Here is a 7,638-nt window from a genome sequence, read left to right as displayed (position 1 = left end):
TGGTCGATTTGCTGTCTTACCTGGAGCCTCGCCCTCATCGATCACCGGTCCCTGCTGACCCGGGCTGACCTGCAAGATCAGGTTGAAAAAGGCTCCTTGAGAAAGGTACGTCGGTGTGTTCTACCGCAACAGGGCATCCAGGACGGCTTCCCGGTCGGCGTCGGAGAGAGCAGCGAACTTCCTGATGACCTGCGGAATGACGTCCTCCGGGTCGGTTCGTGAACCATAGTGTTCCCGAAGGATGCTCGCGACGAGCGGAAGCGGATCCGGTGACGGTGCGAGGTCGGGATCGTCTCCGTCCGATATGGCCTGGCGAATCGCGCTGAGTAGCGCGGCGATCTGGTCGTCCTCGACGCGGATGCTGACCAGAGTCAGAGCGAGCAGAGTGGCAGCGGTTTGTGTGGCTACGGCGCGCGGAAGGGCGAGGGTAGCTCCACGGACCGCGGCGTAGAGCCAGCCGTAGGCGGCTGCTGAGCCTTGATGCTGAGCCCGGGTCGCCGCGTAGAGGTAAAAGGTCACGGCAGCTTGAAGGTTCGACCAGGACTCGGGCCTCGCTATCGCAGCTGCAACGGACCGCGGATGCCATTCTTCTTGCCTTGCGACTTGGACCAGGCGCTGGCCGTCAAGAGGGAAGGCGCCGATCCGGGAGCGGATCAGGCGCCGGATGCAGGCTTCGCGCTGGTCTGCGGTGATAACGCCGTTGTCGAGCAGTTGTTGCAGGATGGCCTGGGTGGAGGTCGCAGGTGTGCCGGCCTGGCGAGCCAGGGCACGCAGGATCGGGTCGTCGCTCCAGAGCGTGGCACGGCGTTCGCGGGCGAGGCTGAACGGCGAGATCCAAGTTCGCAAGTCGGATCCGAGGTCGGCTTCGAACTGCTTGCCCGGTGGGCAAGTGCGTCGGTCCATGCCGGCAACGGCGGAGTGGAGTTCGGCAGCTTCGACTGCCAGGCGATCCGCTTCTTCAACGGGAGTTTCGGTGGTCTTCAGCCCTCCGAAGGTGTCGTCGTAGTAAAAGGTGCCGGGGCTGCGCAGCGCGAGTATGTCTTTGGCGGCCAGGGTGTCGAGCATGACGTCGTCAGTGGTCATCGTGCGTGCGAACCGGGAGATCGTGTGGTGGCGGATGTCCTCTGGCAGCTGTTGCAGGACGATGATCGCGGGAATATCCATGACGACGTCGTGGTCGATGGCCGTCGCCGCGGCAGCGACGCAGGCCGCGAACTCGTCGGGATGCGGGTTGTGGGCTGGTAGAACACCGCCGGCACGTTGCAGGCAGATCTCGCTGTAGCTTCGGCGGGTCGCGGCGGCGAGCATGCTGAGTGGGATTTGTCCGCGCGCCAACATGAAGGTCAGGCGCCGCCAGTGCAACTGCTCGTCGTTGCTGCGCTGCAGCATGGCCGTCATGTCGTCGCGGAGTCGGTCGGGATCGGTTGTCTGGATCCTGCGCAGGTGAGGGCTGTCGGGCCAGCGCGTGAAGAAACGCTCGGCTTCCTCTGCGGCCTCCGCGCGCAAGGCAGCCGGGATATCGGCCGACTCCGGCCATGGCACGGTCAGGTTGGTCAACGCCACCACGCAGAACTGTTCGTCGTCGCTGAAGCGACGCAGCAGGCGCAGACAGCCGGCTACGGTCTCGGCTGGTTGTCCCAGACGTCGATACAAGTGGACCCAGGTTTGGGCGTCGATGGTGTTGGATGGGTCCAACGGCTGTGGGGCCGCGTGGAGGGTTCGCCATGCGGCGTCGAGGTCGCCGCGGTTGAGCAAGGCGTGGACCAAAGCCCATCGGCTGGGCGCGTCGTCGGGTTCGATCTGTAGCAGGATGTGCAGGAGTTCGCAGAGTCGGTCGGTTCTGCCAGCGGTGTTGGCAAGGTGCGCGGCCAGGCGCAGGGCGTCCGCGCGGCGGCTCCAGCCGGGTTCAGTGATGGCGAGCAGTTCGTCGATCTCCTGTTGGGCTTCGGACTGGCGGCTGGAAGTTGCCAACGCCTCGGCGGCGGACAGCCGCAGCGACGGATCGTGGAAGTGATCAGCGGCATCTCGCAAGGTTTGGACCTGGTCATCGAGCTGTCCGGCGGCTTGGTAGGCGTGAGCCAGGGTCAGCGCGGCCGTGATTGAGCTCCGTCGTCGCTCGCGCAGAGAGATGATCGCGGCGCCGGGGCTACCCGTCGCGACCTTGGCGATGGCGCGCAGTTCTGCGGCCTGGTGCGGATTCCGGCCGACGAAGTCGGGAAACTGGTCGATCGCGTCGGTGCCGTGTTGGGCCAGGGCAGCCAGGATCTGGGCGAGCTGTTCGTCGTTGTCGGAATCACGAGCGGCGCGGAGCCAGAACGGGCTGGGGTCGCGGCCTTCGGCCTTGGCGATGAACCCGTCGACGCGCGCGCGAGCCACAGGTTCGGTGACATGCTTGGCGTGGTGACGAGCGAGACTGACGTCGCCGAAGTAGCAAGCGGCGACCGTGACGTATTCGCTGACCGTCGGACTGCTCGCCTCGACTGAGTTGGCGCTACCGGCCAGGGTGCCCAGGTCGATCACGTTGCGGAAATCGGAGAGCAGAATCGAGGCTTCGCAGGCGACGGCGACAGCCTGCGCACTGTCAGCACGGTAAAGGCGCATGTCGTCGCGGGCGTGCAGGGCTAGTGCTCTGGCCTGCCGTGCATCGGCATCGAAGTTCGGTGAATCACCGCGGCGGGCACGACTGAGGAGGAGGCTGGCCTGGGTGATGGCCAGCGACGCCGACCAGTGCTGCTCCTGTGCGCCGGCGAGCACCCCCAGGCTCCGGTCCAGGAACTCAGTCGTGACGGTTTCGTGGACACGGGCGAGGATCCACAACTTGATCACCGTCTGCAGACGCCACTCCTGAGGCTGTACCGGTGTCCAGCTGTCGATCTCGCGGGAAGCTGTGGACAGGTCGTTCGCGAAGTAGGCCACGACCGCCCGAGGGAACGGACCGAGGCGAGCCTGGTCGCGGCGCAGGTCTTCCAACACCGTCGCTCGGGCAGCCTGATCATTGTTCTCTTCATGCAACATGGCGGCCTGGGCGAGCCAGATATCACTGTGCGGCGCCCCTTGAACAGCGGCTTTCGCGAAGAGCTGTGCCGATAGCTGGCGTGCGCCGTATGCTCCGGCAAGCTGTGCGGCGGCCGCCTGGATTTGCCACGGAGCCGGGATGAGCCAGGCCGGGATGCCGGATTGCCACTGATCCACGACCTCGGTGGGGGCCTGATCGATCGCGGTCAGCGCGGTGACCAACTGCCAAGCGAGCTCTGGCTGATCACGCCAGGCGGTCAGCAGGCCAGGGCCGCAGCTAGGCGGCAGATCGTTCAAACGCTGACGGTATTGCTCGCCGCGGGCCGGCAGCCCGCCCGGCCCGGGCGTCGTGTCGAGACGGATGAACCCGTGCAGATCCCGCACTAGCATTTCCGTGGTTACGCAGGCCGCGTTGATCGCATACTCGGTCGACAACACATTGAGGTGGTCCCACAGTGCCACCGCACGGGCCGCGCTGCCTGCCAGCGGGACGAGCCGGGCGACGACGGCGGTACGATCTGCGGGACTGTCCCCCTGAAGCCGTAGCTGAGCGATCCACAGCGATCTCAACAGCCGCCACGTCATCTCCTGTCCGTCGGTTGGATTATTGAGTTCGATCCCGGCGGTTGCTGCGGCGGCGGTCACGACCTGATCGAACAACCTCAACCGGGCGCGGACCTTGCCATTGGTTGCCCGAGGAGCGTGGACGGCCTGCCGGAAGCGGGCATCATCGGGCTGGCGCCGGGCAATACCGGCCAGAGCCTCGAGTTCGTCGGCTGGGACGCAAGGGGCGGCTATGGCTAAGGCGAGGCGTTCGTCGCCGCGACCAAGGGCGTCGCGGCGGCCCACGACAACCTGGAGATAGTCGGCCATCAGCCGAACGAAGGCTGTGCTACCGGGCCCGATACTGGGCGAGCGCCGTACCCCGATGAAAACCGTACGCGACCCGGCCGGCCCATCACCTTGCACGGCCAGATCGTCGACCGGACAGAAGGCTGCCTGCTGAAATCGCACCTCGTGTGGGGTGATCTCGTCACCAAGGGTAGGAACGGGATGCCCCTGCAACAGACCTGCCAGCAGCAGGGCACCGAAGGAGTGCTCCAGGTCGGTGCCACCACCGCCGGTGGAGTAGGGACTGGCAAAGCCGCTGCCTGTAGACGTTGTTCGGTGCAACCTCGCTCCTAGGAGCTCAACCCGTCGCTAGTCGGGTCCATTCTGGCGTGTAGGTGCGACATTTCTTGGAGGCGGTGCCAGCCACGACCTGAGCCGGTTGGGTAGGTCGGCGTCATCTTGCTGGGAGACACGTGTTGACGGCCGGGCTGCGCGAAGCGGTCTCCACCGGAACCCGGTACCACTGCCGGAGCTTACGCAGCTTCGCAGCGATGGACCTAGTTCTCCCGTCGGATGCATCTGAAACGATCATTACCGGTGGCCAGCCGATCTTGACCGCCAACCCGCAGAATGAGCGACGAGCAGGCATACCCGATAGTTGATCGATGGCTGCCGCGGTCACTCCAGCAGGTGATCGCTGTCGATGCGGCGTCATCGGCGCCGGCCGGCTTGCTCCCACCTACATCCGAACCGGATGAGGTGAACGCCATGACGCCGCCTGTCGCTGACCTGATGGACGCATGGTTGACCAGCCGTCCCGCCTCGGCACGAGTGCGCGGCCAGTCGCAGAAGGCGCCGACCGGGTCGTTGCGGTTCGCGTTCTACGGCCGGATGTCGACCGTGGAGTACCAGGACGATCTGTCGTCGCGGGGCTGGCAGCGTGACAGCGCCCTGCACCTGATCGCCGGGCACGGGGTGATCGTCGCCAGCTACTTCGACGCCGGCTGTTCGTGCAGTCTGTCGTGGTCGCGGCGGCCGCAGGCGGCGGCGCTTTTGGCCGCGGTCGCCGATCCGGGGCGGTCGTTTGACGCGGTCGTGGTGGGGGAGTTCGAGCGGGCCTTCTCCACCCGGCAGTTCGAGGATCTGTTGCCGTTCTTCGACGAACATGGTGTCGGGTTGTGGTTGCCGGAGATGGGTGGGCCGGTCGACTCGGGTGATCCGGTTCATCAGGCGATGATGCTGATGCTCGGGCAGCAGTCGCAGCGGGAGATTCTGCGGGCTCGGTTCCGGACGACGGCGGCGATGCGGGTGCAGGCGCGGGATCAGGGTCGGCATCTGGGTGGCCGGCCGCCGTACGGGTATCGGCTGGTGGATGCGGGTCCGCATCCGAATGCGGCGCATGCGCGGTGGGGTAGACGCCTGCATCGGCTGGATCCGGATCCGGAGACGGCGCCGACGGTGCGGTGGATGTTCGCCCAGCGCCTCGCGGGGTGGAGTGTGGCCGGGATCGCGCGGACGTTGAACGCGAACTGCACTCTGTCGCCGTCGGCGTACGACCGGGCACGGAACCCGCATCGTGCTGGTACGTCGTGGACGGTGCGGACGGTGGCGGCGATCTTGGAGAACCCGCGGTACACCGGCAGGCAGGTGTGGAACCGGCAGGGCATCGATCATCACGAGGTGCGGCCGGGGGACAAGACCAGTCGGCCGGAGGGCCGGAAGCCGTCGCATCACTGGAACGACCGGGACCAGTGGGTGATCTCCGCCGCGGTGGTGCACCCGCCGCTGGTCAGCGAGCAGGACTTCATCCGGGCACAGCAGATCAGTGCGCTCGCAGTACCGGATGACGCCAACCCACACCGCTACCAGCTGACCGGTCTGCTGATCTGCGGGGTGTGCGGCCGGCGCCTCGAAGGGCAGTGGGTGCACGGCCGCGCCGGGTACCGGTGCCGGCACGGCTACACCAGCGGCCGCGATGTGCGGCCGGACCGGGCGAAGATCCTTTATCTGCGGGAGGAGCAGGTGCTGGTGGAGGCCGGGCGTCAGTTGGCCCACCACGTCGGCGTCGATCCGCGGACGCTGGACGGTGGGGAGTTGGGCCGGCAGTTGCGGTGGCGGGGGTACACGCTCCTGTGCACCCCGGTCAGCATCACGCTCGACATCGGCGAGGACACAAATTGTGAGAGTTTCGATGTACAGGCACCCCGGCCAGGCGAAGCATGCGAGAGAGCACATGACGAGCAGGGGGCGTCACTGGGGCCTGGGCAATTGCCGCTACCGGGCCTGTCGGTGATTCCGCATCAGCGGCGGAAAGCATTCAACCCACACCAGAATCATCCAAAACGTGAATGACCTTGGTGTGGGTTAACGTGTCCGAGCCGTTGCCGGCGCCGCCGCTGGTGTCGAAACGGGACGTGGTCTTCGGGGTGTGCTTGACCAACCGGCAGGGCCGGATCGGGGACCTGGCGATAACGGCCGCGTTGGGCTGGGCGCCGGGGTTGCGGGTCGGGTTCACGGTCACCGACGGGGTGATCGTGGTGGCCGCCGACGAGGAGGGTTCTAGGGTGCTGGACCACCGGTGCTACTTGTGGCTGCCGACGGTGGTGCGGCGGGCGATCGGCGTGTACCAGCCGGCCCGGGTGCTGCTGGCCGGGCTGCCGTCCGAGCAGCGTCTGATCATTCATCCGATGGTGATGCTGGAGCGGCTGACCGCGCCGGTGCACGCCGCGATCGTGGGCGGCACCGAATGACCGCGGTGGACGAGCGGAGCGCGGTGCTGGAGGCCGCGCGGTTGTTGCTGGATCAGATGGGGATCAGCCCCGCGGACCTCGTGGAGGCCGCCGCCGGAATCAAGGCGACCGTGCCGACTGTGGCGGAGTACGTGCCGGTGGTGACGGCCGCGGTCGGGCCTGGCTCGGCGAGGCTGTACGGCACGTACTGGCGCAAGGCGGCCGAAGCGTTCGGTGGCCGGCGTTTGGATGAGGTGTCGGCTACGGAGAGTGAGACGGTGATGCGTCAGGTGCGGGCGACCGCGCTGGTGCGGCGTAACAGTAGGGACGGAGCCAGTGCGGCTGAGCATTTCGTGGCGGCGATGCGGTGCCTGTACAAGCGGGCCGTTGCGGACGGGCTGATCGCGGAGGGCGCGAATCCGGCGGCGAAGGTGTCGAAGCCGGGTCGGTTGGCGAGTTCGCGGATCGCGTTGAACGACGACCGCCTCGCCGAGTTGTTCGACGCCGCCGCCGTGTCGGGTAATGATCCGGAGTTGGATCTGCTGATTCTGCGGTTTCATCTGGAGACGGCGTGCCGGCGTGGTGGTTTGCTGGCGTTGCGGCCGATGGATCTGGACGTGCAGCAGTGTCTGGTGTTGTTGCGGGAGAAGGGTGGGACGCACCGGCAGCAGCCGGTCTCGCCGACGTTGATGCACTATTTGCAGCACCATGCCACCGAGCGTGGTGCAGAACCCGATCAGCGGTTGTTGCGGTATCGCAGTGGCCGGGCTGTCAACCGTCGCCGTTACGACCACTTGTGGCTGCGGCTCGGCAAGACGCTGCCCTGGGTGGTCACTCAGCAGGTGTCGGCGCACTGGCTACGCCACACCGCGCTGACCTGGGTTGAGCGGGTCTTCGGTTACGGCGTCGCCTTGGGCTACGCCGGGCACACCGAAACGCCGAACGACGCGGGCACCACCGCCCGCTACGGTCGCGTCCACTGGCGTGGTGTAAGAGGCGGCCAGCGCTGATCCGTGTCTGTTGATCTTATGCGGCGATTGCGGTCGTTTCGATTGTTTCGGTA

At 66.6% G+C, this 7,638-nt stretch carries 4 protein-coding genes; 3 read left to right on the top strand and 1 reads right to left on the bottom strand.

The window, feature by feature from the left end; genetic code table 11:
• Window positions 1–120: 120 nt before the first annotated feature.
• Window positions 121–4,188, bottom strand: coding sequence for a tetratricopeptide repeat protein (locus CLV67_RS50700; protein ID WP_146169670.1), 4,068 nt, complete (start codon window positions 4,186–4,188; stop codon window positions 121–123).
• A 426-nt stretch (window positions 4,189–4,614) separates the two neighbouring features.
• On the opposite strand from CLV67_RS50700, the gene CLV67_RS50695 reads away from it, so the two are divergent.
• From CLV67_RS50695 to CLV67_RS50685, 3 genes are read left to right on the top strand one after another with little or no spacing between them, the layout of a single operon-like run.
• Window positions 4,615–6,198, top strand: coding sequence for a recombinase family protein (locus CLV67_RS50695; protein WP_239166999.1), 1,584 nt, complete (start codon window positions 4,615–4,617; stop codon window positions 6,196–6,198).
• A gap of 17 nt (window positions 6,199–6,215) precedes the next feature.
• On the top strand, window positions 6,216–6,596 hold the full coding sequence (locus CLV67_RS50690; RefSeq protein ID WP_106331185.1) for a hypothetical protein: 381 nt from the start codon (window positions 6,216–6,218) through the stop codon (window positions 6,594–6,596).
• On the top strand, window positions 6,593–7,585 hold the full coding sequence (locus CLV67_RS50685; RefSeq protein ID WP_106331184.1) for a tyrosine-type recombinase/integrase: 993 nt from the start codon (window positions 6,593–6,595) through the stop codon (window positions 7,583–7,585). Before CLV67_RS50690 ends, CLV67_RS50685 begins: the two co-directional genes overlap by 4 nt.
• Window positions 7,586–7,638: the final 53 nt, after the last annotated feature.

The sequence above is a fragment of the Actinoplanes italicus genome (genome assembly GCF_003001815.1).
In the GTDB taxonomy this organism is placed as follows: Bacteria; Actinomycetota; Actinomycetes; order Mycobacteriales; family Micromonosporaceae; genus Actinoplanes; species Actinoplanes italicus.
This window is presented reverse-complemented; position numbering and strand designations above follow the sequence as displayed.